Source organism: Enterococcus sp. AZ163 (assembly GCF_050498925.1).
GTDB classification, from domain to species: domain Bacteria; phylum Bacillota; class Bacilli; order Lactobacillales; family Enterococcaceae; genus Enterococcus_A; species Enterococcus_A ferrettii.
In genome coordinates this window covers 2,520,173-2,545,347 of record NZ_JBIPAO010000001.1, presented here as the reverse complement: position 1 = coordinate 2,545,347, position 25,175 = coordinate 2,520,173, and the positions used below count along the sequence as shown (strand labels likewise).

Here is a 25,175-nt window from a genome sequence, read left to right as displayed (position 1 = left end):
GGTGAAAAAGCAACAGTTCTAGCGACAAATTAAAAAGGTATTTCCACTATAAAAGCAGAAATACCTTTATCAATAATTATTGTTCCTCTTGCTCTTCTAACTTCTTATACTCCTTGACAAGTTCTTCACCGGCTTCTTTTTCTTCTAATTCAATTCCTTTAATAGCATCATCTGATATTTCATCAGTGTTCGCGTAAAACTCAATATGCTGATGTAAATTCTCAAATCGCATAGGCGCATCTCCACCATATTCGCCATCTAAATTAATCATCATCCGCTTATTGCCATCCAAAGTGGAAGCTTCGAGAAAATTAGTTTTAACGTACAATACTTTCGGGTCATTTACATGTTTGCCACCATTCAATACTAAAGTAATTAAACGAACAATTTCAAACAAGTTAGCAGTTTTTACAACAATTAGAGAGAATTTCCCATCATCCAACATTGCATCGGGTGCAATGGTCTCAAAACCGCCAATTGAATTCGTTAAGCCGAGAAAGAACATAGACGCATCGCCTTCGTATTCCCCACCTTCATATTTTAAACGCATTTTTATCGGTTTAATTCTAGGAAGCATTTCTGCTCCCTTAGCAAGGTAAGCTAAATAACCGAAAATACTTTTCAATTCAGAAGGAACATCATAAGTCAGTTCAGTTAAATAGCCACCAGCCGCGATGTTAATAAAATATGTCTCGCGTGCTTTACCAATATCCATTTTGACTGTTTGATGCTTTTGAATTACTTCAGCAGCTGCTTTAACATTACTTCTTGGTATTTTTAAAGCCCTAGCATAATCATTAGTGGTTCCAGCAGGAATGATCGCCATTTTAGGTCGATTTTCTAAAGGAGCAATTCCATTTACTACTTCATTAATCGTACCATCGCCACCTGCAGCTATAATCAGATCAAAACCAGCTTCGGCTGCTCGCTTTGCCTCATTTTTAGCACAATCTGGTTCTGGCGTAGTCGCAAAAGCGCTTGTTTCGAAGCCAGCCTTTTCGATTGCATCCAAAATATCTGCTAGGTTGTTACGCATGATTTCTTTGCCAGATACCGGATTGTAGATTAATCGTGCTTTTTTCACAATAGGACTCCTTCTAGCGTTTCGCTAATTCCTCTTGCAATAATTGATTAACTACTCCAGGATTTGCTTTGCCTTTAGTAGCTTTCATAATTTGACCAACCAAGAAACCAACAGCACGGTCCTTACCATTTTTGAAATCATCAACTGACTGCTGGTTATTATCCAGAACCTCATTAATCATTGGCAGCAACTGGGCAGGATCAGATAGTTGAACCAAACCTTTTGCCTCAACAACTTCTTTAGCGTCCCCGCCACTTTCAATTAATTCGCGGAAGACTTTTTTAGCTATCTTAGAACTGATTGTACCGTCGTTAATTAATTTGATCATACCCGCCAAGTTCAATGGTGTTAATTTAGTTTCCGCCAAGTCCAGCTTTTCACTGTTTAAATAAGCAGAAACTTCACCCATCAACCAATTAGATGCTTGTTTAGCATCAGCACCTGCTTTTAAAGTTTCTTCAAAGAAATCAGACATCTCACGAGTTAATGTTAAGACCATTGAATCATACTCAGGTAAACCTAATTCATTCACATAGCGTTCTCTTCTTGAAGCAGGCAATTCTGGTAATTCTGTTCGAACTTTTTCAATCCATTCATCATCAATAATAAAACGAGGGATATCTGGTTCTGGGAAGTAACGATAATCACTTGATCCTTCCTTAACCCGCATTAAAATAGTCTTATTTGTAGATTCATCATAACGACGCGTTTCTTGTTGAATGGCACCACCAGAAAGAAGCACTTTCGTTTGTCGTTGTACTTCGTAAACTAAACCCTTACGTACAAAACTCATTGAGTTCAAATTTTTCAATTCCGTCTTAGTACCAAACTCTTCTTGACCATAAGGTCGCAAAGAAATATTGGCGTCACAACGCATTGAACCTTCTTCCAGCTTAACATCACTAACATCAGTAAATTGAATAATTGAACGTAGGGCCTCTAAATAAGCATAAGCTTCGTCAGGAGAACGCATATCTGCTTCAGAAACAATCTCGATTAATGGTGTTCCTTGACGGTTCAAATCAACATAAGAATAGCCGCCGATACCGTGCATATTTTTACCAGCGTCTTCTTCTAAATGGACCCGTTCAATACGGATCGTTTTCTTTTTGCCGTTTACGTCAATTTCAATATGTCCATCATGGCCGATGGGTTCATCAAATTGAGAAATTTGATAAGCTTTTGGATTATCTGGATAGAAATAATTTTTACGATCAAAATGCATATTTTTTGAAACTTGGCAGTTCAATGCTAAGGCTGCTTTCATACCAAATTCTATAGCTGCTTTATTCATTACAGGCAGAACTCCTGGGTAACCCCAGTCGATAATGTTTGTATTCGTGTTTGGATCAGCTCCAAAATTTACTGGCGCAGGCGAAAAGATTTTAGAATTAGTTTTCAGTTCTACATGGACCTCAAGTCCGATGACGGTTTCTAAGTTCATTACTTGCTCCCCCCTAAAATCACTGGTTTTAGCTTGTGATGATCGGTTGCTTGCTCAAAAGCATAAGCTGCTTTATACATGGTTGATTCATCAAAATGATTACCAATCAGTTGCAATCCTACTGGTAAACCACCAGATAGTCCAGCAGGTATTGACATTCCAGGTAACCCAGCTAAGTTTACTGGAATTGTTAAAATATCGCTTTGATACATTGTAATTGGATCGTTAATATTTTCACCGATACCATAAGCAACTGTTGGCGAGGTTGGCCCAATAATTAAATCGTAATTTGCAAAAACTTTTTGGAAGTCTTCCATAATTAATGTACGAACTTGTCCTGCTTTTTTGAAATAAGCATCATAATACCCAGCAGATAAAGAGAAAGTTCCTAGCATGATCCGACGTTTTACTTCCTCGCCAAAGCCTTCTGTACGAGTATTAACATACACATCTTCTAGGCTTTGTACGTCTTCAGAACGGAAACCATAACGAATACCGTCAAATCGCTGCAAGTTAGAACTTGCTTCAGATGAAGCGATAATGTAGTAGACTTGTACACCATATTTTGAATGTGGCAAACTTACTTCTTCTACTGTCGCACCTAATGCTTTAAAGGTATCTACAGCTTTCAAAATAGCTTCTTTGACTCCTGCATTTACGCCTTCACCTAGATACTCTTTTGGCAAAGCAATTTTCATCCCTTTAATATCGCCAGTTAAACCAGCGGTAAAATCAGGTACTTCAACACCTGCAGAAGTGCCATCTTTTTCATCGTAACCACTAATCGCACTTAACGCTAACGCATTATCCTTTACAGTACGTGTAAACGGACCAATTTGATCTAATGAAGAAGCAAAAGCAATTAAACCAAAACGTGAAATACGTCCATAAGTTGGTTTCATTCCAACTACCCCGTTAAAGGCTGCTGGTTGACGAATACTCCCACCTGTATCACTACCTAAAGAAACTGGTACTTGACCAGCAGCAACAGCCGCAGCTGAACCGCCAGAAGAACCACCAGGAACTTTCGTATGATCCCAAGCATTTTTCGTCTTCTTAAAGTAAGAGGTTTCTGTTGAACCCCCCATAGCAAATTCATCCATATTTAGTTTGCCAACAGTAATCATGTCAGAGCTATAAACCTTTTCCATAACAGTGGCATCATAAATTGGACTAAAGTTTGACAATATTTTTGAAGCTGCCGTTGTTAACAAGCCCTTTGTTACAATATTGTCTTTAATCCCGATTGGAATACCAGCTAAACTATTAGATTCAGTAATTCCTTTTTCATCGGTCGATTTAGCAGCAGTCATAGCATTTTCTTCATTTAAAGTAATAAAGGCTTCTACTTGTTCTTCTGTTTCATTGATGCGTTTAAAAGTATCTTGAGCTAAATCAGTTGCTGTGATTTCTTTAGAAACAAGCAGGCTGTGTAATTCTTCAATTGTTTTATCGTATAATCTTTCCATTATGCACCCGCCTCTCCGTTATCAATAATTGCAGGAACTTTGATGAAGCCGTCTTCGCTTTCAGGGACATTCTTCATTAGTTCATCCCGTGACCAACCCTCGGTTGCTACATCTTCACGCATTACATTCACAGTGTCAATTACATTAGAGGTAAATGGTACTCCTTCTGTATCTGCTTCACTTAATTGTTCAACCATATCGATGATTTTACCAAGTTGATCGGTAAAACCAGTCAATTCGTCATCAGAAAAAGAAAGTTTCGCAAGTTTCGCAACATGCTTGACTTGTTCTTCATTGATTGCCATATTATCCCTACTTTCTATCGACGATTCCGCCAATTTTCATCATTTTATCATATCTCTTTCAGATTACACGCTTTTTCCAGAAATTTTTCAGCTCAAGAGCTGATTTTTCTTTTGCTTATTTCCTCAGAGACATATGCTTTTTTATAATACTCGTTTTTTATGAAACTCGTCAACTGCTCTTTTGTCTTTATTACTCATCCAAATAGCTAGTTTCGATTGCCTGAATCATTTGTGTTTCATCCCAAACATCAATTCCTAAAGATTGAGCTTTGGTCAATTTACTTCCAGCATCTTCTCCAGCAACTACGATATCTGTCTTTTTAGATACACTTCCTGTGACCTTTCCACCTAGATTTTCAATCTTTTCTTTCGCATCTTCGCGGGTATAATCTAGCAATTTACCAGTTAATACTATTGTTTTACCTTTAAATGGGGATTCAACTTCTTCCAACTGGCTGGTTCGTAAGCCCTTATAGATAAGATTAACTCCGCGATCGGCTAATTCCTTCATCAGATCATGAACTTCATCGTTTTCAAAGTAGGTAACGACACTATCTGCAATTGTTTCACCCATCGTATTCAATTCAATAATCTCTTCTTTTGTTGCTTGGCTTAAGTCGTGAAGACTACCAAAATGTTCAGCCAATATACGAGCCGCCTTAGAGCCTACATGGCGAATTCCTAGACCAAAAATAAGTCGCTCTACAGAATTCTCCCGACTAACATTAATTGCTTGTAAAATATTTTTGGCAGATTTATCTTTAATTTTATCCAAGGTTAACAATTGCTCTTTTTCCAAAGCATATAAATCAGCAACATCACTAACTAAATGTTTGTCATACATTTGAGCGAGTACACTTGGTCCTAGTCCGTCAATATTCATAGCATTGCGGGACACGAAATGATTCAATCCTTCTTTGATTTGAGCAGGGCATTTCGGATTAATACACCTTAAAGCAACTTCTTCATCTAAATGAACCAGTTCACTATCGCAAATCGGACAGTGAGTGGGAACTTCATAAGGTGTACTATTACTTGGACGTTTTTCCATAATCACTTGCGCTACTTCTGGAATAATGTCTCCTGCCTTATAAACTAAAACAGTATCATTCAAACGTATATCTTTTTTCTCAATATAATCACTATTATGTAAGCTAGCTCGACTAACAGTTGTTCCTGCTAAACGTACTGGATTCATAATAGCTGTGGGTGTAATTACACCCGTGCGCCCAACGGTCCATTCGATACCTTCAATAATTGTCTCGGCTTCTTCAGGGGGAAACTTGTAAGCAGCTGCCCATCGGGGTGCCTTAACTGTAAAACCTAATTGATCTTGCAAATCAAAATCATTCACCTTGACGACAATACCATCAATTTCATAAGAAAGTTGGTTTCTTTTTTCATGGAATGCTTCAATATACTCCCAAACCTCGTCAATCGTGTCACACAGTTTCCGTTCATCATTTGTCCGGAAACCTAATCTTGCTAGTTCACTTAGAGCCTGATCTTGAGTAGTCGCTTCTAACGGACCAAAATCAGCCAGAGTGTACAAAAATGTACTCAGATTGCGATGAGCAGTAACTTTTGAATCTAGCTGTCTCAAGCTGCCAGCTGCAGCATTACGCGGATTAGCGAATACTTCTTTTCCTTCTTCTTCACGACGCTCATTTAATTTAACAAAGGATTCTTTTGGCATATAGCATTCCCCGCGCACTTCAACAGATAACGGTTCAGTTAATCGTAACGGAATTGACTTAACAGTTTTTAGGTTTTCTGTAATGTTTTCGCCGATACTTCCATCCCCGCGAGTTGCTCCTTGAACAAACAGACCATTTTCATATTTTAGAGAAATCGATAGCCCATCTATTTTTAACTCACAACAATAAGAAACGGAATGTCCGACTGTTTTTTTTACACGTTCATCAAAAGCAATCAACTCATCTTTATTAAACACATCATTCAAACTATACAACGGTGTGTCATGAATGACTTTTACAAAGCCTTCCAGTACTTTCCCACCCACTCGCTGAGTTGGTGAATCCGCAGTGATCAAATTAGGATAGTCTGTTTCTAAATTCACTAGTTCTTGGTATTTTTTATCGTACACATAATCTTCAACAGAAGGCTGATCCTTGACGTAATATTGATAAGCGTATTTATTCAACTCGGTGCGTAACGCCTCTGCTCGCTGTTGTGCTTTTTGGAAAGTAAGTTGTTCCACTCCGTCTCCTCCTAAATTTTTTCAATTGGAGCAAAAGCTGCTAATAATCGCTTCACTCCTTGTTGTGGAAAAGCAATATCTAATTCTATATCGTTTGCATTCCCAGAAACCTTTACCACTGTCCCGATTCCCCATTTTTTATGTTTTACCTTGTCCCCAGGATTCCAGTCTTCTTTTTCGCCGCCAGACGCAGTTTTACTACTGATCGGTTCACGAATTGCTTGTTGATACTTAGCCTGTTTTAACGATTGCGCATTCGAAAACGGATTAGATGTTGCTGGATTTTTTTGCGGCTGCATTCCTTCTGGTTTTACTAAAGAATCACCAATTTCAGCCACAAAACGAGAGGGCTGGTTGTATTGTGTTTTACCATAAAGTGTCCGGGAAAATGCGTTAGTCAAATACAAATTTTCCTCAGCACGAGTAATTCCTACATAAGCCAATCGGCGTTCTTCCTCTAATTCAGATTCCTCCATTAATGAACGAGAAAGCGGAAAGAGATTTTCTTCCATACCAATCAGAAAAACAATCGGAAATTCTAGTCCTTTCGCCGCATGCAACGTCATCAGAGTAACCTGAGCACTGTCTTCTTGGTAATCATCCAAATCAGATACCAAAGCTAAATCATTTAAAAAAACTGCTAATTTTTCTTCTGGTGCTTCTGCATCTTCTTCATCCTGTAATTCATAACGTTTATCAAATTCCTGAGTAACTGTTCGGAACTCTTCCAAGTTTTCTAAACGGGATTCCGCTTCTAGGGTACGCTGATTTTTTAGTTCTTCTAGATAACCGCTTCGTTCCAATACCTGATCTACTAGTTCTGTCACTGGCAGATAGGGAACCATTTCCCGAAACTGCTCCATCATCACAGCAAACTCGGCAATCATACGTCCAGCTTTGCCAGAAATATTAGCCAACTCTACATTCTGGGCCGCTTCTAACATCGACCAATCATGCATCTGAGCAAAGGCACGCAATTTATCTACAGAAGCAGCACCAATTCCTCGTTTTGGTGTGTTAATAATTCGTTCAAAGCTTACACCATCTCTTGGATTATTAATGACATTCAAATAAGCAATAATGTCTTTAATCTCTTTTCGATCATAAAATTTATGACCACCAACCATGGTGTAAGGTATATTAGACTTTACTAAAGTATCTTCAATAGTACGAGATTGGGCATTCGTCCGATAAAGTACCGCAAAATCATTGTAGCTTCGATCACTGTTTTGAGCTTCCATTTTAATTTTACTCACAACAAATTGTGCTTCATCCCGTTCACTATCTGCCCGATAATATGTTATTTTTTCACCATCTTTGTTGTCTGTCCAAAGATCTTTTTTCCGTCGATTACTATTATTTTGAATCACTTGATTTGCTGCATCCAAGATTTTTTTTGTTGAACGATAATTTTGCTCCAATAGGATGACTGAAGCATCTGGATAGTCTTTTTCAAAGTCCAAAATATTTTGCATATCTGCGCCACGCCAACCATAAATACTTTGATCTGCATCTCCTACCACACACAAATTCCGGAAACGAGCCGCCAGCATATTTACCAATGTGTACTGAGCATGATTGGTATCTTGATATTCATCTACATGCAAATAACGGAATTTATGCTGGTAATACATTAGAACATCGGTTTCATCTTCGAATAAACGAATGGCATTCATAATTAAATCATCGAAATCCATGCTTTGATTGTTTCGTAACGCTTTCTGATATGCTTCATAACAGCGGGCAACAATTTCTTCAAAAAATGATCCTTGCATTCCCGCATATTTTTCAGGAGTCAGCAGTTCATTTTTAGCATTGCTGATAGTACCTAGAATGGAACGAGGATCATATTTCTTAGGATCAATATTCAATTCTTTCAGGATACGTTTCATCAGGGTCAGTTGATCGGAACTATCCAAGATCGTAAAATTACGGTCATATCCAATCTTGTCTACATCTCTACGAAGAATACGTACACACATAGAGTGAAAGGTAGATACCCATACATCTTCCCCACCTTGACCTAAGATCCCATTCACTCGTTCTTTCATTTCTCGAGCAGCTTTATTAGTAAACGTGATCGCCAAAATATTCCAAGGGTTAATTTCTTTTTCTTCTATTAAATAAGCAATGCGTTGTGTCAGCACTCTTGTTTTGCCACTACCAGCACCAGCCATAATCAAAAGAGGACCTTCTGTATGTAAAACTGCTTCTTTTTGCTTAGGATTAAGCCCTGCCAACAACTCTTGTTTCTGCATGCAAAACTTCCTTTCTGTTTTCAATCCTATCAATTATAGCATTTCTCATACATTCGTGAAACTAGCAGCCATTAAAAAAAAGCTAATTTTCTTTGTTATTTTCCTTGCCTTCTTTTTAAAACAGCGCTACATTATTTAAGTATTATTATTGGAGGGTTTCTATGGATAACACACATGAAATTAAACGACTAGACAACACAAAATTAGTGTTTATCGGTAAAGGAGTTTTGATTGGTTTACTAGCAGGTCTCTGTGTTAGTCTTTTTCGATTGCTGATTGAAAAATCTGTATATTTTGTCGAAAAATTTTACATATATGCGCAAACAAGTCCTATTTCCCTTATCCCGTGGGTGATAGTAATGCTTTTTTTAGCCTGGATCATTTCTAAACTGATTCGTTCAGAACAGCATATTAAAGGTAGTGGTATTCCGCAAATTGAGGGAGAGTTGCAAGGCGAATTACAACAGGATTGGTTTTCAGTGCTATGGAAAAAGTTTATTGGCGGAATTCTTTCAGTTGGTGCGGGACTTTTTTTAGGCCGAGAAGGACCCTCAATTCAATTGGGAGCAATGGTTGGCAAAGGGTTCGGAGTAAAGACGGGTGCTAGCACTTCTGAGAAAAAAATTTTTATTTCTAGTGGTGCCGCTGCTGGTTTGGCTGCTGCTTTCAATGCACCAATTGCTGGCTTGCTTTTTGTTATTGAAGAAATCCACCATACCTTTTCGCCATTAATTTGGCTGACTTCCTTAACTTCTGCTTTAACTGCTAATTTTGTTTCTCTTAATTTTTTTGGCCTAAAACCAGTTCTATATCTTGGTAATATTCCACAACTTCCGCTGCGCTATTACGGACATCTGATTCTCCTAGGAATTCTTTTGGGAATTTTTGGCTATATTTACCAATCGACACTGCTTGCCTTGTCCAAGCTTTATCTGCTAACTAATTTACCCGAACATTTCTATGGAATAATTCCATTTCTACTAGTTATTCCGATTGGCTTTTTCTTTCCTCATTATTTAGGGGGTGGGAATCAGTTGATTTTAGATTTTAACCATGAACAGTTTCCTCTTATTTTCTTGATTGGCCTCTTTTTACTGCGCTATTGTTTTTCAATGATTTCCTATGGAGGAAATCTTCCTGGAGGAATCTTTTTACCAATTTTGACGTTAGGAGCAATTCTTGGCGGGCTTTACGGAACTGTCTTAAATAATTATTTAGGTATGGATAGTATGTACATCAGAAGTTTCGTTATTTTTGCAATGGCGGCTTATTTCACCGCAATCGGTAAAGCACCACTTACTGCAATTATCTTAGTAACCGAAATGGTAGGAAATATTACTCATCTAATGCCCCTTGCAGTGTGTTCCTTAACTGCATACCTTATGAACGATCTATTAGGTGGTAATCCTATTTATGAGTCTTTGTTAGAGAAATTGCTTAAACATCACTTTGTCTCAATTAGCGGAATTAAGACCGTTATTGAATATCCAGTCACAGTAGAAAGCAAACTAGATGGAGTTATGATTCGTGATTTCCAATGGCCTGAAGATATGCTTTTAATTTCCATTCGGCGAGGATCTTCAGAAATTTTGACTCATGGAAATACGGTTATGAAGGCGGGGGATCAGTTAATTATTTTAACTGCTGAAGATCATGTACCACTTGTCAAACGAATGATTCACAAAACCTCTCAACTTTTCTAGTAGTAGAAAAAGAAGTTAAAAATAGAGTGTCTCTTCTTATAGGAACTTTTTGAAGACACTCTACTTTTTTATTCGTGTAATTGTTGAACTAATTTTTCATTAACGTAAACTGAAACCTGCCCGTCATTTACTGGGAAAACGCCCTGACCATTATCACCTAAAAGTACTTTGGCTTCATTATTTCCGAGTATATCTACAAAGGTTTCTCCTTGATGAATGGCACTGATAGTCATCTCTTTTTCTCCACCGCCAGCATTGGTCAGAATCACAGCCATACCAGAATGCTCACTCTCAAAGTTACCTGTACAGGTCCATCCGATTATACTAGGATCGTCAAAGTAATCCGCTTGGCTGCCAAAAGTTAATTGTTCTCGTAACTTCATCATAGTTGTAAGGTTGGAACCAACAGCTTCCACATTCTTCGATCCATAAAGATCACCCCAAAAGACTACTGGCGTACCTTCATTCCGTAAAAGTGTTAGCGCATATGCATGACTCTTGAACCAACCCTCTACCCAGGATTCCAAACTTTGCCCTTTTTGGGTATCGTGGTTATCTACAAAAGTTACCGACCAATCCGGACGAGTTTCAATTAACGTTCCTGCAAAAATTCCCCGCATATCAAAATTCCCCATAGAATTAGCAGCCTGATAAAGATTAAAGTGTAATGGAACATCAAATAGTAGAATTAAGTTACCTGATAAGTCTAGATATTCATGTAACTTATCTAACTCATCTGTCCAGTATTCGCCTACCACAAACAATTCCTCATGCTTCTCTTCCCGACGATGCAATAACCAATTAACAAACAAATCAAAACGGATATGCTTTACTGCGTCTAACCGATAACCATCTACATCTGTTAACGCTTGATACCAATTACCCCACTTGTCTAATTGCTCTACAGTTTCAGGATTTTTCATATCCAAATTACAGCCCATCAAATAATCAAAATTCCCATTTTCGTCGTCAACTTGCGACTCCCATCCTTTTTCAGCGAAATTGAATATGGCATGATCCTTATTACGGGCATCATAATCTACACCTGAAAAGTTTTGCCAGTGCCATTGATACTGATTGTATTTCCCCTTTCTCCCTGGGAAAGTAAACTTTGTCCAAGCCTTAATTTCTTTTTCATCTGAAATAGGTTTTGTTCTATCATCAAAACTATAAGCCACAGCTCGAACAGTCTCCTCTTCGTCAGCTCCCATAAAGTGATCAAAAACTATATCAGCATAAACCTTCATATCGTATTTCTTCAGTGCTTGGATGCATTGTAAATACTCATCTTTCGTTCCGTATTTGGTCGGAACCGTATTTTTTTGATCAAATTCTCCTAAATCGTATAGATCATATGTTCCGTAGCCAACATCATCAATCCCCGCAGAACCTTTATACGCAGGAGGAAGCCATACAGCAGATATTCCTAGTTCTTTTAATTCTTCTGACTTTTTAGATAAACGATGCCAATGTTTGCTATCTGCTGGCAAATACCATTCAAAAGCTTGTAAAATCGTCTCATTTTTCATACTTACACCTCATTTTCTATTTTATTTTACTAGATAACGAGTAAAATTCGTATTAAAATGCCCGTATTAACAACTAGTAAAGATATTTGGATGTTTTTGACCGTTTTTGATTGAAATGCATAAATTTTTGTGGTAATATACTTGTTGAAGGAGGGTTGAAAATGCTTACAGACGAACGGCGTAAGAAAATAGTTGGACTATTGGATCAATATTCTATTCTCAAATCTCAGGATCTTATAACTTTGCTAGATGCTTCAGAATCAACTATACGAAGGGATTTACAAGATTTAGAAAATGCTGGTTTGTTAGAAAGAGTTCATGGTGGAGCAAGACGTCCCCAATACTTGGAACAAGAATTAGGTATGATCGAAAAATCATTCAAAAACGTTCAACAAAAACAGGCAATTGCCCAATTAGCAGCTGATTATGTCACAAGTGGAGATGTTATCTATTTAGATGCTGGAACTACAACTCTAGAAATGATTCCTTTACTTAAAAGAAAAGAAGTTACCGCAGTTACTAACTCAGTTGGATTGGCTTCCCGTTTAGTTGAGCAGGAAATTAATACCATCGTTTTAGGTGGACGAATTAAATTGACAACGGATGCAGTAATTGGTACTCAAGCCATGGAACAGCTAGCTAATTATCGTTTCAATAAGGCTTTTATGGGCATGAATGGTGTTCATATTGAACACGGTTTTACTACTCCTGATACAGAGGAAGCCTCTTTGAAACGCTTAGCAATGGACCATGCCCAAGAGGTGTTTGTTTTAGTCGATTACAGTAAGTTCAACCAAGTTAGTTTTTCACGCGTTGCCGATTTGGAAGCTGCAACAATCCTCACTGACAAATGTCCGCTGATTGTTTATGACAAGATTAAAGAGCTGACAACTATTAAGGAGGTCGCTGTATGATTTATACAGTTACACTGAATCCTTCAATTGACTATATTGTTCATGTTGATCAATTAGCAATTGGAGATATTAATCGAATGAAAAGTGATCTAAAACTGCCTGGTGGCAAAGGAATTAATGTTTCGCGTATTCTAAAAAGAATTGATACCTCTTCTACAGCTTTAGGCTTCGTGGGTGGTTTTACTGGACAATTCATTAAAGAATGGCTGAAAAAAGAAGAAATCAGAACCGATTTCACAGCAGTTAAGGATGACACCCGAATCAACATTAAACTAAAAGCTGCTGAAGAAACTGAAATTAATGGCTTAGGTCCCAATATTTCGCAAGAGGAAATGAGTGGCTTAAAACAAAAATTAGCTGATGTTTCAGCTAATGATGTCGTGATATTATCCGGCAGCAAACCTGCTAGTGTTCCTACCGGATTTTATCAAACACTAATAGAAATCATTCGAGATAAGGAAGCAACATTTGTGATTGACACTACTGGTGAAGACTTAATGGATGCGTTATCAAAGAAACCTCTATTGGTCAAACCTAATAATCATGAATTGGCTGAATTGTACAATACAACTTTTAATTCGATTGAAGATATCTTCCCTTACGGACGTAGATTGTTAAAAGAAGGGGCACAGCATGCCTTAGTTTCAATGGCTGGTGATGGTGCACTATTATTCACAGAAAATGGAATTTATCAATCAAACGTTTTGAAACGTCCTGTAAAAAATTCTGTTGGAGCAGGCGATTCAATGATTGCCGGATTTGTTGGCAGTTTTACTAAAACACAAGATCCAATCGAAGCATTTAGATGGGGCGTCGCCTGCGGAAGTGCTACTACTTTCTCTGATGATTTAGCAACAAAAGATTTTATTAATGAACTGTTACCTGAAGTTAAAGTTACAAAGATTGATTAGGAGGAATTATAAATGGATATCAAAGATCTATTGATCAAAGATGCAATGATTATGGACCTGCAAGCAACTGATAAAAAAGGTGCAATTGATGAAATGGTTCAAAAAATGTACGACGCAGGACGTATTACTGATATTGCTACTTACAAAGAAGGCATCTTGGCTCGTGAAGCTCAAACATCAACTGGATTAGGTGATGGAATTGCTATGCCTCATGCTAAAAATAGTGCAGTGAAGGAAGCAACTGTTCTATTCGCTAAAAGTAATAAAGGTGTTGATTATGAATCATTGGATGGACAACCAACTTATTTGTTCTTTATGATTGCAGCTCCAGAGGGCGCAAATGACACGCACTTGCAAGCTTTAGCTGCCTTATCACGTTTGTTAGTAAATCCTGATTTTGTTGCTGAATTAAAGCAAGCAACAACTCCCGATCAGGTACAACAATTATTTGATTCAGCTGAAAAAGCTAAGGAAGAAGAAGAAAAGCAAGAAGCAGCAGAAGAAGAATTAAAAGACTTCAACCGTGAATATATTGTAGCTGTAACTGCTTGTCCTACTGGTATTGCCCACACTTATATGGCGGAAGATGCTTTGAAGAAAAAAGCAAAAGAATTAGGCGTAGACATTAAAGTTGAGACTAATGGATCTGAAGGAATTAAGCACCGACTAACTGCTGAAGATATTGATCGAGCATCCGGCGTTATTGTGGCAGCAGATAAAAAAGTTGAAATGAACCGTTTTGATGGTAAAAAGTTGATTAATCGTCCCGTTAGTGACGGTATTAGAAAGCCCGAAGAATTAATTGAAATGGCTTTAAGTGGAAAAGCACCAATTTATCATGGTGATGGTTCTGGTAGTTCTGAGGACGAAGCTAGTGATAATGGTACAGTTGGCCAACGTATTTATAAAGACTTAATGAATGGTGTTTCTCATATGCTGCCATTTGTAATCGGTGGCGGAATCATGATTGCGCTATCCTTTATGATTGACCAATTTATAGGTGTGCCAAATTCTGAATTAGCTAACTTAGGGAATTACAATCAAGCAGCAAGTATGTTCAATCAAATCGGTGGTGCAGCTTTTGGTTTTATGCTACCCGTACTAGCTGGTTTCATTGCTTCAAGCATCTCAGATCGTCCAGGTTTAATCGCAGGTTTTGCTGCCGGTGCATTGGCTAACACTGGAGGTGCTGGCTTTTTAGGAGCATTAATTGGCGGTTTCTTAGCTGGCTATGTTATTGTCTTGTTGCGTAAAGTATTTAGCGGTTTACCAAAATCATTGGACGGTATCAAATCTATTCTGTTCTATCCATTCTTTGGCTTGTTAATTACAGGTTTTTTGATGTTATTGATTAATATCCCAATGAAAGCAATTAATGATGGATTAAATGGTTTCTTGACTGGTTTGGGCGGATCAAATGCAATTCTTCTAGGTGCACTTCTTGGTGGTATGATGGCAATTGATTTAGGTGGTCCAATAAATAAAGCAGCTTATGTTTTTGGTACTGCAACCCTAGCTACTACTGTGGCAACTGGTGGTTCAATCGTTATGGCTGCAGTTATGGCTGGCGGTATGGTTCCTCCATTAGCAATTTTCGTGGCAACTCGTCTCTTCAAAAATAAATTTGAAAAGAGTCAAGTTGATGCTGGTTTAACCAATATTGTCATGGGACTGTCCTTCGTTACAGAGGGAGCAATTCCATTTGCAGCTGCAGACCCTATCCGCGTAATTCCAAGCTTCGTTGTTGGATCTGCAGTAGCGGGTGGTTTAGTAGGAGCATTCAGCATCAAATTATTAGCTCCTCACGGCGGTATTTTTGTAGCTTTATTAGTTAGTAATCCAGTTATGTATCTAGTGTTTATTCTTATTGGCGCTATTATCTCTGGTGTTATCTACGGGTTAATAAAAAAACCGGTTGAACAACAATAATACAAAAAAGGAATCAGAAATTCTGATTCCTTTTTTTCTGTTTAAATTAGTTTCTACGTTCGTTTCTTCTAACTTTGATAGGCTGCAGCTTTGGCTGAACAAAGTAGGCTGTTATTACTACAACAAATAGCAACGTAATATAGACTGTTTTAGCCATAAAAGAAGGTAACGCAACTATTGATAATACTACTACAAACATTAATCCAACCCTTTTTATCATTTGACTCATCGTCTTCCCCTCCTATCAGGTCTGAAGCATATTGATTTGTCCATTTCTAGAGATTGATCTTTGATCCGCAAACACAACCATCAATCGATTTTTCCCTTTTTCTAAGGATAGCTGAATAGTGTCATTTTCTTGGCTAAGTTGTTGCACAGTTATATCTTTCAATTTTTGCTTTAATCCGTCCACTGGAAAATCCTTAAAAGCGCTATCTGGAATAAAAAATTGTAAAATTGTAGTGTAATCTTGATAGCGTGTATCGGAAAGTTCTAACTCAATCGCATCTCTTATATAATACTCATAAGCCGCTAAACCTTGATCTAAAGTTCTTTCTGGATAAAGGATATGATAATTCATCATCTTCTCTTCCTCATCATCAATCCAAGGAAAATAGGCTAAGGCATTCAAGGCACCTTTCATGCGATGTACTCGGTACTGATCATTAATAAAATCATAGGTCCGAGTAACAAAATAGGAAGCCTTATTTTTTTCAGCAGGTTGAAATTGTTCATTCTGATATTGTACAGTCTGAACAACAGTGTCCTCAAAAGCGAATTCAATGTAAGGTTGTTTCAACAAGCCAACGCCATTTGTAAAGGACAACTGTGGAACCCCTAATTGATTCCTAAATAGTCGTTGAAATCTTAAATTTGCTGGTTCTTCCCACTGAAAAGGATTTTTGTATAACTCGATTTCTACACCAGTGCCTACTTCAACAACTCGTTCAACTTGTTGAATCTCTAACAACAACTGTTTGGGAAATAACTGCTTGTAAGCCTCTCCGAAGAACATTTGCCAACAAGAGGTTAAACAATACCCTGTATGAAAAACGTCGTAGCCAGGAAAACTGTTACAGTCTACAATGATTTCTCCATTAATCCCACGCATTTTAGGAAGCGTTTGCGTTTTTTCTGCACTTTCAAAGCGTCTCCGCTTTTCAATTTCGCTAGTATTGTGGTACAAATATTCATCGTAAGAACGAATACAAGCAAAGAAACCATATGTTTCTAAGCGTTGTTTCAAATAATCGCGATAGACAGGCTGCCAATGATAATAAGTAGATTCATTTAACAAGCTTTTCTCAAATACGGTATTCCCAAGCACATGAATGGTTGATTCTTCATCCCCCTTTTTCACCTGTAACCACTTGTCATCGTTTGAAGAAAGTTTATCAATAATTTGTTCCATTATTGGTAAATCAAATACTTCTTCTGCACCGTTAATTGACATTTCATCAGGTTCAAACAACAGGCGCGCCATTATTAACCAATCTTTAACGGCTTTATTTGCTGCAGCTCCATCTAACTTCTGTAACTGACTCACACTATATAACTGACGTTCCCCCATCGCTCTCACTCCTATCTATATTTCAATTATACCGTACTGATGTAAAAATACATAAATAATTGTTTGCTCCGTTTGTAATCTTCTACAAACGTGCTAAACTATGAAGATGGAGGTGAATTAACATGGGCTTAAAATTTGAACGCTCTGATGATCTAGATAAATTATTTGAAGAATTTGCTGTAGATCCTGACAAAAAAAAGGATATTCAAGAAAATAAAGATATTGAAAAATTCCTTAAACCAAAAGACGACAAAAAGAAAGACGAGCAATCCTAAATCAGCTCGTCTTTCATTTTGTTCTCAATAGCCCGCCAGGCATCTTCTTTTCCCATCTTTGTTTCTGAAGAAAACATAATAAAATCATCGTTTGGATCGAAATCCAAAGCCTTCTTAATCACACTCACATGCTTATTCCATTTTCCACGAGGGATTTTGTCCGCTTTAGTAGCAACAAGAATAACCGGAATCTTGTAATATTTCAAAAACTCATACATTTGAATATCTTCTTTACTAGGCTCATGTCGCATGTCCACTAATGAAACAACTGCTCTTAGTTGCTTACGCGAAGTAATATACGTCTCAATCATTTCGCCCCATTTTGCACGCTCCGTTTTGGATACTTTTGCATATCCATAACCAGGGACATCAACAAAGTGCAAACAATTCTCAATTAAATAGAAATTCAATGTTTGGGTTTTCCCTGGTTTTCCTGAAATTCGAGCCAGATTTTTTCGGTCAATTAAAGTATTAATAAATGAAGATTTCCCAACATTTGATCGTCCTGCCAAAGCAATTTCTGGAAGATTTGTCTCAGGATACTGTTTTGGTGAAACAGCACTAATGACAATTTCCGCCTGATGAACTTTCATTTTTTTCTCCCCTCTAAAAAAGAGCCACAATAAATTGCGGCTCACTTCTTTATTATCCAGCTTTTTTCTCATCTAGATATACAATCACTGGTTTCCCTGTACCTTCAACTGAATCCTCGGTTATAATGACTTTTTGAATAGTATCATCCGAAGGAATATCAAACATTACGTCCATCATAATATCTTCAATAATCGAACGCAATCCACGTGCTCCCGTATTACGGGAAATAGCCTTATTGGCAATTGCTTTCAGTGCACCATCTTCAAATTCTAATTCTGCTTCATCGTAAGAGAGAAGTTTTTGGTATTGTTTAACCAAAGCATTCTTTGGTTCGGTTAAAATACGGACCAAATCATCAGTAGTCAATTTTTCTAGTGCAGTTGTTACTGGCAAACGACCAATAAATTCAGGGATTAGCCCAAATTTTAATAAATCTTCTGGGATAATTTGCTGCATCACACTAGCGTTATCATCAATTTTCTTATTGTTGGTACCAAAACCAATTGTCTTTTCACCTAACCGATTTTTAACGATAGTCTCAATGCCATCGAAAGCTCCACCAACAATAAAAAGAATGTTAGTTGTATCGATTTGAATAAATTCTTGATGTGGATGCTTGCGTCCACCTTGTGGCGGCACACTAGCAACAGTACCCTCCAAAATTTTAAGCAAGGCTTGTTGTACACCTTCACCAGAAACATCTCTAGTGATCGAAACATTTTCGCTTTTACGAGTAATCTTGTCGATTTCATCGATATAGATAATCCCTTTTTCAGCACGCTCAACATTATAATCCGCAGACTGCAGCAATTTCAGCAGAATATTTTCAACGTCTTCCCCAACGTATCCTGCTTCTGTTAAGCTCGTTGCATCAGCAATCGCAAATGGTACATTTAATGTCCGTGCTAAAGTTTGGGCTAGGAATGTTTTACCAGATCCAGTTGGTCCGATTAAACAGATGTTACTCTTTTGCAATTCAATTTCGTCCACCTCTTCGGCTTCCGTATTGACACGCTTGTAATGATTATATACAGCCACAGACAATGCACGTTTAGCACGGTCTTGACCAATTACATATTCATTCAATACATCCAAGATTTCTTTGGGTTTTGGAACGTCGATGAATTCACGTATTGCTTCTTCGTGAAATTCTTCATCAATGATCTCTTTACAAAGATCAATACATTCGTTACAAATGTATACGCCAGGCCCCGCAACTATCTTTTTAACTTCTTCTTGGGTTTTTCCGCAAAAAGAACAGCGAACTGTATCCCCTGCGCCAGTGCTCTCATACATGGCTTTCACCTCTTGATTCATTTCCTACAAGTGTTTCCACGATTGCAGTCTTTATCTATAATACCATATTCATTGAAAAACACAAAGATAGCAAGTGAATTTAGTTGTTTTTTAAAGAAAAAAGAAGCTCTCAAAAGAGAACTTCTCATCAAAGTTATTTACCGTACCATGCAAGTCCTTCATAACGCCAACCCAATCGCACTAAATTATTTTTTTCGTTCACATTCATTGTATAATGATGAGATCCCGCTTTAGCATTTGGATTATACAGCCTTAACAAAGTAATGTTCCCACCCGAATACCATGAAATACCTTCATAACGCCAGCCTAATCTTACCAAATTCTCTTTTTCATGAAAATTCAACGTGTAGTGATGATCTCCGGCATTGGGATTATATAGTCGATAGACTGGTGCTCCCGATGTTGGGGCATTCCAGCCAATACCTTCATAACGCCAGCCTTTTGACACTAATATATCTTTCTCAATACCATTTTGTGTATAGAAGTGCTCAGAACTGTTTGGATTGTACAAACGATGCATCGCGACAGTATCGGAAGCTTGAGGGTTGATGAACGCTCCAGTGTAATCAGCGGAAATATCAAAGTTGCCACCTACATTAGGGAAGCGCAGTTGTGAATTCCATTGCCAAGCTCCGTACTGCGTATACAAATTATTTTGAGACAGATTATATGGATAAGCGGCTACCCAAATATTTTTATTTCCTAAAACACCTGTATTAATTCGACCACCTGTAATCCAATGTAGCCCCACATAGTGACGAACATTTGCAAATCCATGTTGATTTAATCGAGAACCGAATGCTCTGGAATTTGACGTATGATCGCCTTTTCCTGCAATACTGGGATCCTCAATATCATTAACCATAACAGTTTCCTTCGCTAATCCCAGAGAATTAGCTGATGTTGCAAAATAGTTGGCTTCGGCAATCGCCTGAGCATCTGTAGTAAATTCGCTATAATGATAAGCTGAAACCTTAAGACCAGCAGCTCTTGCATTATTAATCTGAGAAGCAGCCAGCGGGTTTTTATACCAAGTGCCTTGAGTCAATTTAACTACCACGCCAGTAACACCATATTTCTTCATGCCTTGATAAGCCTCGACGGAAATAGTCCCATTATGCGAAGAAACATCAATAAAACTTTTAGTCGGTGTATTATTATTTGTTGCTTGAACTACTGGAATGGAAGTAGCAGCTCTCGCGGCTCTAAAAAGCGATGGTGCATCAGAACGCCCACTGGGTAAATAAAATGTTCCCTCTTCAGTAGTGATTTCCGATGGATTTATGTCCTCTTCATCCTGATTAGGTTCTTCTTGAGACTCACTCTCTTCTGAAGGCTTCACTTCTTCCAAACTATTAGCAATCTCAGAAGACGAATCAGAAGATTGTATTACCTCCGTAGTTTCTGATGTCTGAACCTCAACCGAGTTTTCTGCAGTACTAGTAATCGTATTTCCACTAGAATTAGTTTTTGATACATCCTCAGCAAAAGCATTTGATGTTATATTCAGACAAAAAACAGCTAACAGACTCATACCTAAAATTTTTTTCTTCATTCTTTCTCTCCTTTTTTATTAAGATTTTCTCTTCTTCATTTTAACAAATATGACTGAAAATTTGAAGTTATATTATTGGTTTTTTGTTTTTTTATTTTGGAGTACATTTTAATCATCGTTATATAAAAAGAACTTCACCGCTTAAGAGCGGCGAAGTTCTAAGGAAAAATTATTTTTCAATAGCTGTTCCAGTAACTAATTCAACAGCTTGTTTCATTTTAATGTCGTGTTCCAACATATCTTCTGTAAGAACTTTACGGATTTGGTCTTCTGGCATTTGGTACATTTCTGCTAATTGTTTTACTTCATTTTCAACATCTTCGTCTGAAACTTCAATGTTTTCTGCCTCAACAATTGCTTCCATGACAAGATTCGTTTTTACTCGGCCTTCAGCTTCACCTTCGAATTGAGTGTGCAAATCAGCCTCAGTAGATCCTGTTAATTGATAGTACATTTCTGGAGAAATTCCTTGGCGTTGCATATTGTTTAAAAATTCATCCATTGAACGGTGTACTTCATCGTGAATCATTACGTGAGGAAGATCTGTAATTTCAGCATTGTCTACTGCTTGTTTAATTGCAGCCTCATCTTTGGCTTCTTTCGCTGCTTGTTCACGTTGGTCAAGCAATTCTTTGCGGTATTTCTCTTTCAGTTCATCTAACGATTCAACTTCATCGTCAATATCTTTAGCAAACTCATCATCTAGTTCCGGTAATTCCTTCGCTTTTACTTCATGAATTTTTACTTTAAAGACTGCTTCTTTTCCAGCTAAGTCATCTGCTTGATATTCTTCTGGAAAAGTAACTATTACGTCAAACTCGTCCCCAGCTTTATGACCTGCTACTTGATCTTCAAATCCCGGAATAAATGAACCCGAACCTAATTCAAGAGAATAGTTTTCACCTTTCCCGCCTTCGAACGCTTCATCGTTAACGAAACCTTCAAAATCAATTATAGCTGTATCACCAGTTTCAGCAGCTTCATCTTCTTTGATTACTAATTCTGCTTGAGTTTCTTGGTCACGTTTTAAACGATTTTCAACATCTTCATCTGAAACTTCTACTGTTTGCTTTGGAACTTCTAGGTCTTTATATTTACCTAGTTTAACTTCAGGTTTTACAGTAACTTCTGCTTTGATTACCCAGTCTTTACCTTTTTCCATCGTATCAACATCGATTTTTGGTTGAGATACAGGCTCGATGTCTGCTTCCTTAACAGCAGCTTCATAGGCTTCTGGCAAGACAACATTTAAAGCATCTTCATATAAAGCTTCTTCGCCGTACATACGGTTAAATACCTGACGAGAAATTTTACCTTTACGGAAACCAGGTACTGATAAATCCTTTTTCACTTTGTTAAATGCACTCGTCAATCCTTTTTGAATAACTTCTTGATCGATTGAGAATGTTAATACACCTTCATTGGTGCTTGTTTTTTCAAAAGTTGCTGTCAAGTTTGTTCCCTCCGAATACTAAAATACTTGCTATTTGCATACTACTAAATAGTACACTAATGGTTATCAATTGTAAATATAAAGCTATGATTCTGCACACTTTATCCTTCATAAAACCCATTTAATTCTTTCTTGATTTTCTGCCTGATCGATTCGACTTTCTGATCTAACGACAATTCTTTTTGAAGGTATTCTGAAAGATAGCTATTTACCCAAAAATCACTTTTATCATAAAGTTGATGCAATGGGTATAGAAGTGCCATCTCCAACTCTACTTCCTCTTGTAAATTAGCTAATAATACAGGATCTTGGTTTTCTAAAAAATCGGTCAGTTTCTCCAAAATAGTTCGTTTCAGTGTGCTGTCATTTGAAGTTCCTATTTCATATGGATAAAGACTATGTTTGTAACCGTCAACGGCTAAAATAGAAACAATATCCTTGGTGCCCAACTTCACCAACTCTTCAAATAAAAAGTTTCGAACTAAAGGAGAAACCTGAGTATTTACCAATATTTTTTTTGACGTATCCAACAAATCTTTTTGTGGAAGTTCTTTGAATTTTTGAGCAGTTTGCAGTTGGTATACCTTTGGAAGCTTTGGCAGTTCCTCTAGTTCTTTCTTTATTTCTCTTATCAAACTTCGTTGCGTGTGCTGATAGAAGGCTTCTTGCATCTCTAACAAATCCGTAAAACTTTGAACCTTTTCTTTCTTTAATTTACCTTGCTTCTGTATTTCCCAAATTAATTTCCGAGCATCTAAAAAATTTTTTTGCATTAAAAGATTCTGCAGGTATAATTCCGCACGACTTTCTTCCTCTAAATAAAATTTGGGAAGCTCCTCTATATATGAAAGGCTTTTTGAATATTCACCTAACTCAAATGCCGTGCTTGATATCATCCAATTGACAATTGGATCGTGTTCTATTTGGTAAGCTGCTTCTAGTTGAATTAAACCTTCAGCCAAATGGTGCTCCACTAGTGCTTCTTGTCCTTTTCGTAAATAGTTCTCATAGTTTCCAGGAAAATCAATACTGCTCATGATAGTTTAGTGCTCCTTCGTGTTCTGCAGCTTTCAGCATATTTAGAGTAACCACACTAGTTTCAGTAAATAAATCTCCTAAATGCTGTTTATTCGGAGTAAAAATAGCAACCAGGTAGCCTAATGAGAATAGCGTGTTCTTTAGAATAAACCGACAGGCGCCTTCACGAACCAGTACAGTTGACCAACTCAGTTTTTCCTCACTAAAACAAATTACTTGAATACCAAAAATCATCTTGCCAAGTGTTTGTCCATTATTTAATTTAGTTAGTAAAACAAAGTATGCCAGATATACAACTAAAGAAAGTATGCCATAAACCGAAAACAGCTGACTAGTTCTTTCTAATCCTAGTAGGTTAAAAGGCCCACCTATTATAATGGTAGTAAGAGCGGTAATGCACAGGTTATCAACTAAATAAGCAAAGAAGCGAATCCAAAAACCTGCATAAAAGTAATTAGGGTAACGATGCTCATTTGTTTTAGGTGAATTACTTTTCAGCGTGGCATTTTCCTCTTGGTTACCAACCAGTGGTGATACTGCTGGACGTCCTAATTCTTCATTTGCCATTTTTTACTCCCCTCCATAAAGATACATGGCCTTGGGTGATTGCGGTGTACCCACCTGTTCAATAATGTTAGCAATTTGTTGTTCTTGAGTAGGTTTTAAATTCTGGATTTCAGCCATTTGATTGCCTAACCAACTATTAATAAAGTCGGTATTGCCCTCACTATACTCAATTACTTGTGCATCAGATAAGCCTTTATCAGCTTTTAAAGCCTCCATAGCATCTTCAGGATAACCAATTGCGTCAATTAAACCATTATCTAAAGCTTGAGCACCATCATAGATTCGGCCATCGGCTAACTCCTTCACTCGTTCTTCTTTCATATCTCTGCCTTCAGAAACAACTTTCACGAAACGACCGTAGCTGCTGTCGATATAAGATTGTAGCACTTCACGATCTTGTTCAGTTTGTGGCCTTGAACTAGAACCGATATCTTTTAACGCACCACTCTTAACCGTAGCATCAGTAATTCCCAATTTCTCCATCAAACCAGAATAATTGGTGTTAGACATAATAACACCAATTGAACCAGTAACAGTATCCTCGCTTGCAAAGATTTTTTCAGCATTTGCCGATACATAATAACCACCGCTAGCTGCTTGATTTTCCATTGAAACGTATACTGGTATCTCTTCTTCGATTTTCTTAAGTTCTTTAGTAATTTCAGCTGTTTCATAAACGGCACCACCTGGTGTGTTTACAACTAAAAGAACGCCTTGAACAGTCGGGTCGTTTTTGACCAGTTCAAGCTGCTGCATAAAAGCTTCATGATTGTAGCCGGTACTTGAAAATATACTACTAGGTCCAGTGTTCAATATAGTACCTTCAATCGTCAATTTAGCAATTTTCTGGGTACTGTTACCCGGTTCTACCACAATTTCCTGAGGCTCACCATTTCCGTAAAGCAGTTCATTTATTTGCCCCATACTTTCTTTTGTTTCTCTAATTCTAGTTACACTGGATGTAATTGCTGAGAAAATCAGTAAAAAAAAGGCGATTCCCACAGCTGCCCAACGACGTTTATTCATTTCTCTCCCACTT

Annotated in this window: 21 protein-coding genes; 5 read left to right on the top strand and 16 right to left on the bottom strand. The window is 37.5% G+C overall.

Annotated elements, in window-relative coordinates:
* Positions 1–76: 76 nt before the first annotated feature.
* From IGI46_RS12105 to pcrA, 6 genes are all read right to left on the bottom strand, one after another.
* A complete protein-coding gene (locus IGI46_RS12105) occupies positions 77–1,084 on the bottom strand; it encodes a diacylglycerol kinase (protein ID WP_207703302.1) in 1,008 nt (335 codons plus the stop codon).
* Positions 1,085–1,097: 13 nt separating this feature from the next.
* Complete coding sequence (gatB, locus tag IGI46_RS12100) at positions 1,098–2,528, bottom strand: Asp-tRNA(Asn)/Glu-tRNA(Gln) amidotransferase subunit GatB (protein WP_429963363.1); 1,431 nt, start codon at positions 2,526–2,528, stop codon at positions 1,098–1,100.
* A complete protein-coding gene (gatA, locus tag IGI46_RS12095; protein WP_429963362.1) occupies positions 2,528–3,997 on the bottom strand; it encodes an Asp-tRNA(Asn)/Glu-tRNA(Gln) amidotransferase subunit GatA in 1,470 nt (489 codons plus the stop codon). The genes gatB and gatA overlap by 1 nt, the downstream gene beginning before the upstream one ends.
* The gene (gatC, locus tag IGI46_RS12090; RefSeq protein WP_207703299.1) at positions 3,997–4,302 is read right to left on the bottom strand and encodes an Asp-tRNA(Asn)/Glu-tRNA(Gln) amidotransferase subunit GatC; all 306 of its coding nucleotides are present in this window, start codon (positions 4,300–4,302) and stop codon (positions 3,997–3,999) included. Before gatC ends, gatA begins: the two co-directional genes overlap by 1 nt.
* 190 nt (positions 4,303–4,492) lie before the next feature.
* Positions 4,493–6,523 carry an NAD-dependent DNA ligase LigA gene (gene ligA / locus IGI46_RS12085; protein WP_429963361.1) on the bottom strand — a complete coding sequence of 677 codons (2,031 nt, stop codon included), beginning with the start codon at positions 6,521–6,523 and terminating at the stop codon, positions 4,493–4,495.
* A gap of 11 nt (positions 6,524–6,534) precedes the next feature.
* A complete protein-coding gene (pcrA, locus tag IGI46_RS12080) occupies positions 6,535–8,781 on the bottom strand; it encodes a DNA helicase PcrA (protein WP_429963360.1) in 2,247 nt (748 codons plus the stop codon).
* Positions 8,782–8,942: 161 nt separating this feature from the next.
* Between pcrA and IGI46_RS12075 the strand changes: the two genes are divergently transcribed.
* A complete protein-coding gene (locus IGI46_RS12075) occupies positions 8,943–10,484 on the top strand; it encodes a ClC family H(+)/Cl(-) exchange transporter (protein ID WP_429963359.1) in 1,542 nt (513 codons plus the stop codon).
* Between the two features lie 68 nt (positions 10,485–10,552).
* Here IGI46_RS12075 and IGI46_RS12070 read toward each other — a convergent pair whose 3' ends face one another.
* Complete coding sequence (locus IGI46_RS12070) at positions 10,553–12,013, bottom strand: alpha-amylase (RefSeq protein ID WP_429963358.1); 1,461 nt, start codon at positions 12,011–12,013, stop codon at positions 10,553–10,555.
* 161 nt (positions 12,014–12,174) lie between these two features.
* Here IGI46_RS12070 and IGI46_RS12065 point away from each other — a divergent pair, with 161 nt between their 5' ends.
* The 3 genes from IGI46_RS12065 to IGI46_RS12055 are packed head-to-tail and all read left to right on the top strand — an operon-like array spanning position 12,175 to position 15,767.
* Entirely contained in the window at positions 12,175–12,927 is a 753-nt protein-coding gene (locus IGI46_RS12065; RefSeq protein WP_429963357.1) for a DeoR/GlpR family DNA-binding transcription regulator, read from the top strand.
* On the top strand, positions 12,924–13,838 hold the full coding sequence (pfkB, locus tag IGI46_RS12060) for a 1-phosphofructokinase (protein WP_429973509.1): 915 nt from the start codon (positions 12,924–12,926) through the stop codon (positions 13,836–13,838). The genes IGI46_RS12065 and pfkB overlap by 4 nt, the downstream gene beginning before the upstream one ends.
* 12 nt (positions 13,839–13,850) lie before the next feature.
* Positions 13,851–15,767, top strand: a complete 1,917-nt coding sequence (locus IGI46_RS12055; protein ID WP_429963355.1) for a PTS fructose transporter subunit IIABC — start codon at positions 13,851–13,853, stop codon at positions 15,765–15,767.
* 46 nt (positions 15,768–15,813) lie between these two features.
* Here IGI46_RS12055 and IGI46_RS12050 read toward each other — a convergent pair whose 3' ends face one another.
* Positions 15,814–15,996 carry a hypothetical protein gene (locus IGI46_RS12050; RefSeq protein ID WP_429963354.1) on the bottom strand — a complete coding sequence of 61 codons (183 nt, stop codon included), beginning with the start codon at positions 15,994–15,996 and terminating at the stop codon, positions 15,814–15,816.
* Positions 15,997–16,011: 15 nt separating this feature from the next.
* Positions 16,012–17,337: a hypothetical protein gene (locus IGI46_RS12045; RefSeq protein ID WP_429963353.1), complete on the bottom strand. Its 1,326-nt coding sequence runs from the start codon at positions 17,335–17,337 to the stop codon at positions 16,012–16,014.
* Between the two features lie 122 nt (positions 17,338–17,459).
* Here IGI46_RS12045 and IGI46_RS12040 point away from each other — a divergent pair, with 122 nt between their 5' ends.
* Positions 17,460–17,612: an SPJ_0845 family protein gene (locus tag IGI46_RS12040; protein ID WP_429963352.1), complete on the top strand. Its 153-nt coding sequence runs from the start codon at positions 17,460–17,462 to the stop codon at positions 17,610–17,612.
* On the opposite strand, the gene yihA is transcribed toward IGI46_RS12040, so the two are convergent.
* The 7 genes from yihA to sppA all read right to left on the bottom strand — a co-directional run bounded on the left by yihA (position 17,609) and on the right by sppA (position 25,162).
* Complete coding sequence (gene yihA / locus IGI46_RS12035) at positions 17,609–18,205, bottom strand: ribosome biogenesis GTP-binding protein YihA/YsxC (RefSeq protein ID WP_429963351.1); 597 nt, start codon at positions 18,203–18,205, stop codon at positions 17,609–17,611. The two genes, IGI46_RS12040 and yihA, sit on opposite strands and share 4 nt — an antisense overlap.
* A gap of 52 nt (positions 18,206–18,257) precedes the next feature.
* A complete protein-coding gene (clpX, locus tag IGI46_RS12030) occupies positions 18,258–19,502 on the bottom strand; it encodes an ATP-dependent Clp protease ATP-binding subunit ClpX (RefSeq protein WP_207701616.1) in 1,245 nt (414 codons plus the stop codon).
* Positions 19,503–19,656: 154 nt separating this feature from the next.
* A complete protein-coding gene (locus IGI46_RS12025) occupies positions 19,657–21,078 on the bottom strand; it encodes a GH25 family lysozyme (RefSeq protein ID WP_429963350.1) in 1,422 nt (473 codons plus the stop codon).
* A gap of 169 nt (positions 21,079–21,247) precedes the next feature.
* Positions 21,248–22,531, bottom strand: a complete 1,284-nt coding sequence (gene tig / locus IGI46_RS12020) for a trigger factor (RefSeq protein ID WP_429963349.1) — start codon at positions 22,529–22,531, stop codon at positions 21,248–21,250.
* Between the two features lie 101 nt (positions 22,532–22,632).
* Positions 22,633–23,568, bottom strand: coding sequence for a hypothetical protein (locus IGI46_RS12015; protein ID WP_429963348.1), 936 nt, complete (start codon positions 23,566–23,568; stop codon positions 22,633–22,635).
* A complete protein-coding gene (locus IGI46_RS12010; protein ID WP_429973508.1) occupies positions 23,555–24,136 on the bottom strand; it encodes an RDD family protein in 582 nt (193 codons plus the stop codon). The genes IGI46_RS12015 and IGI46_RS12010 overlap by 14 nt, the downstream gene beginning before the upstream one ends.
* Positions 24,137–24,139: 3 nt before the next feature.
* Complete coding sequence (gene sppA, locus IGI46_RS12005; RefSeq protein WP_429963346.1) at positions 24,140–25,162, bottom strand: signal peptide peptidase SppA; 1,023 nt, start codon at positions 25,160–25,162, stop codon at positions 24,140–24,142.
* Between the last annotated feature and the right edge of the window lie 13 nt (positions 25,163–25,175).